The sequence below is a fragment of the Streptomyces sp. NPDC037288 genome, assembly GCF_055603265.1.
Window position 1 is genome coordinate 1 of sequence record NZ_JBVJVY010000152.1, and the last position, 3,871, is coordinate 3,871.

Here is a 3,871-nt window from a genome sequence, read left to right on the forward strand (position 1 = left end):
GTTCAAGACCGAGCTGATCAAGCCCGGCCATCCCTGGAGGACGCTCTCCCAGGTTGAGCTGGCCACCGCGGAGTGGGTCGACTGGTACTGCCACCGCCGGCTCCACGGTGAGATCGGGCACGTCCCGCCCGTCGAATACGAGACCACCTACTACCGAGAAGCCACGAAACCCCAGGTCACAGTCACGACCAAGAGTCTCGATCAAACCCGGAACGGTTCATCTCTGCGGACAGGACCGATAAGACGATCCGTATCTTCTGCTCCACCGGCAACTGTGGCGGACGGGACATCTGGCTCTCCTAGATGCTCATGGGGCTCAACAAACCCCCGTGCCAGAAAGTCTGACGCGCGACAAAACCAATCCCGTGAATAGCCCTCCTGGTGCTGGTGGCAGTGCACTGTTCGCGCGCTGTTCAACGCATTCACGCATTGCTGGTCGCTCGGGGGTGGCCTCACCAGCTGCTGTGGGGTGTGATGAACGCGCCAGCCATCCTCGCGCAGTGTGCCTGCGCGATACGGGCCTTGTAGTTGACAGGGCCAGGGGGTGTTATGTCTGTGCGTACGAGATCGCTGGATGGTGCTGCTCTTCCAGCTTCCCGGGCGCCTGCCAGACCTTCGTGACCCTCGGGAGACCCCCATGGGCTCTCTTCCCGTCTTTGCCCCCGACGTGCTTCCCCTGTGGGGGCACTTAGTGCCGCTTGTCTGTGACCCACTCGCCTTTCTGGAGACGCTCGCGGCTCATGGTGACATCGTGCGCGTCCGGTTCGGGCCACAGGAGATCCACGTCGTTTGCGACCCTGAACTCGTCCACCAGTTATTGCGCGACGATGAGACGTTCGACAAAGGCGGTCGTATCTTCGACCAGGTCCGCGACGCCATTGGCGACGGACTGATCGCCTGCCCACACCGCGACCATCGGCTGCAACGCCGCCTTGCCCAGCCCGCCTTCCACCACCCGCGCATACCTGGCTACGCGGCCGCGATGACACAGCAGGTCGACCGCATATCTGTTTCATGGCACAGCGGCCATGACATCGACGCGCTCGCTGAGACACGACGAATCGCCTTCGGAAGCCTGCTACGTACACTATTCACCACCGAACCGCCGGTCGAGGAAATCGATCGGCTGGCGCGCCTCCTCCACACCGTGGTCCACGGTCTCTACTGGCGCTCCATCGCCCCATTTCCTGCTTTGACGAGGATCCCCACGGCCACCAACCGCCGGTTCGAGCGGGCACGCGGTGAGTTACCCGAGATCGTCGACCGGCTCATCATCGAAGACCGCGCGAAGGCGCAACGTAGAAAGCCGCGGGACACCCTCCTATCCCGACTGGTCGACGCATGCGAGGGAGTCGACGCCGCGCTGAGTGATACGGGGCTGCGCGACCAAGTACTCAACATTCTTGCCGACGGCAGCGAATCCACGGCGAACACGCTGGCCTGGACACTCCACCTGATCAGCATGCGCGACGCTATCCAGCACGCCCTCGCCACCGAGACCGTTGCACTACTCGACGGTCGGGCGGCTACCTGGGCGGATATCCCCCAGTTGCCCGCAACTATCTGGGCGGTGAAGGAAACCCTGCGCCTGTATCCGCCCGGTTGGATGGCCACCCGCACCGTCGTCACTGACACCCGGCTCGGCACGACCCCATTCCCTAGGGGCAGCACCGTTCTGTACAGCCCGTACATCCTTGGGCGCCACCCCCGCCTGTACCCAAACCCCACCTGCTTCGACCCCAGCCGATGGGCTGACGAAACCCGGCTTGCGGCACGGGCCAAGCACTTTCCCTTCGCCGCCGGCCCCCGCAACTGCATCGGCACCCAGTTCGCCATGACCGAACTCGCCCTCACCATTGCCACCATCACGAGCCCTTGGCATGTATATCCCACCAGCGGCGCCGTCAAGGCCGCCCCGCATATTGTCCTGTGTTCTCAGAACCTCCCTCTCCGTCTTGAGGCCCGCACATGACCCAGCTGCCGCCGCTCTGGTGCCCGCTGCCCGCCGCTCGCCATCCCGAATGGGCTCGACTCGATCAAAGGGCAGTCGCCTTCGTCCGAGAAAATCAGCTTTACGATACGCAAGCCCAATACCGTCGCCTGTCCCGCATCCGGGTCGGCGACCTCGTCGCGCGGGTCAGCCCCCGCGGCCGCTTTCCCGCCCTCCAAATCGCCGCCGACTTCTACCTGTGGCTCTTCGCCTTCGATGACGCCTACTGTGACGAAGGAGCCCTCGCCCGCGACCCCGGCGGCCTGTGTCTAGAAACTTCCCGCATCCTGCGTGCAACCGAGAGCTACACCTGCCCTAACCGCTATGCCGGCGCGCTCGCCAACATCAGTCGCCGCCTTAGCACCGAGGCCACATCGGTCCAGAGCACTCGGTGGAGAGAGGCACTGCGCGGCTACTTCTACTTCCAGAGCTGGGAGGCAGAATACCGACGCCGTGGCCAGATACCTCCCCTGGAGGAATACATCGTCGCACGCCTACAGTCCGGTGCGGTTAAGGTCTGCTTCTCCCTCCTCGACGTCACCGACGGCTACGAACTACCCCCCGCCGAACTTGAGGCACCCGCGATGCGCGCCCTTATAGAAATGGCGTGCGCCGTCATCGATTGGGACAACGACATTGCCTCCTACGCCAAGGAGACCCGGCGCGGCCCCGACGGCATCAATCTCCGCGACATCCTTGCCCGCGAACATGACTTAAGCCCCAAAGAAGCACTTGACGCAGCAATTCTTCTGCGCGACCGCGCCTTGGCACGCTTCCTCTGCCTCAGCACCAAAACAGCTCAATCTGACTACGCCGCCAAGTACCTGCAGTCACTGGCACACTGGATCAGGGGGAATCTTGACTGGCAAACCACAACTCGACGCTATGGAACTAGTCACGCGATCAGCCAAAAACCCACCACCGCGCATGTCACCGAACCCCTGCATATCAAGACGATTTCATGGTGGTGGGATGATGCGTGCCTGCGCGGCAATACCACGTAGGAAGTGTGACACTTGCGAACGCATCCCGCAGGACGCCCTGATGCACCAGACTCACGACCACGGCCTTCACCCTGATCCACTGAACCTTTCTCACGGCACCGTCAACTTGAGCGCGGGCCCCTGTGTGACACGATCGTTTCGTTGCTCGTTCTGGGAGGGCCTGCTGGTTGAAGTTTCCCCGTGATCTTTGACACTCGATACTCTATGCAGCGAGGTCGTGCTGGTGGCGCTGCCTGGTCTCGGCCGGGGTGAGGTAGCCGAAGACCCTGTACTTGCGCAGTCGGCGCCGGTTGTAGAACGTCTCGATGAAAGCGAAGACGTCGGCGCGGCCAGTGGCCCGGTCGGGCCAGGGGCGGGTGCCGATCTCTTCCTTGAGCAGGGCCCAGAAGCTCTCCGCGGCGGCGTTGTCGAAGCATGATCCGGTGCGGCCACAGCTTTGTCACAAGGAGGGCTATTCACGGGGTTGGTTTGCTTGATCAGCAAGGCGGCCCTGCTCGATAGCCTGGCGTTTGCGACGACGTCAGATTGCTACCGGGGCAGGTCTGTTGGGCTGGAACATTACGACAGGGCTGGATGAGGAGCAACTGACCGGGCTGGTGGCCCGCGTGCACGCGGAGCTGCGGACGGAGACGCCGGGGCCGCGGCCGGAGCAGCTGCGGGGGCGTTGTCACGTTGAGCTGGGCTCGTGAGATGATCTTCGGGTTGGTTGTCTCGGGATGTTCTGCTGGTGGGTGCCGTGTCGCCGTCGTACAAGGGCCACCGCTACCCGGTGGAGGTCATCTCTGTCAATCCCCAGAAAGCGTGGAGGACTTCCCTATGCTGCTCGGTCCTCCTGATGGGCCTGCGTCCTGGCCTCGGTGACGGTTCGCTCGAAGTC

At 63.2% G+C, this 3,871-nt stretch carries 2 protein-coding genes and 1 pseudogene; all 3 read left to right on the forward strand.

Features of this window, described 5'->3' with window-relative positions; translation table 11 throughout:
- Positions 1-172 (forward strand): annotated as a pseudogene (locus ACZ7GZ_RS42555) (integrase core domain-containing protein); the annotation flags it as partial.
- A 465-nt stretch (positions 173-637) separates the two neighbouring features.
- On the forward strand, positions 638-1,972 hold the full coding sequence (locus tag ACZ7GZ_RS42560) for a cytochrome P450 (protein WP_471033162.1): 1,335 nt from the start codon (positions 638-640) through the stop codon (positions 1,970-1,972).
- Positions 1,969-2,994, forward strand: coding sequence for a terpene synthase family protein (locus ACZ7GZ_RS42565; protein WP_471033164.1), 1,026 nt, complete (start codon positions 1,969-1,971; stop codon positions 2,992-2,994). Before ACZ7GZ_RS42560 ends, ACZ7GZ_RS42565 begins: the two co-directional genes overlap by 4 nt.
- Positions 2,995-3,871: the final 877 nt, after the last annotated feature.

What these genes read in the sequence shown, in the direction of transcription:
- ACZ7GZ_RS42560 (WP_471033162.1), top strand. Translation starts at nt 638, where the DNA reads ATGGGCTCTCTTCCCGTCTTTGCCCCCGACGTGCTTCCCCTGTGGGGG.
- ACZ7GZ_RS42565 (WP_471033164.1), top strand. Translation starts at nt 1,969, where the DNA reads ATGACCCAGCTGCCGCCGCTCTGGTGCCCGCTGCCCGCCGCTCGCCAT.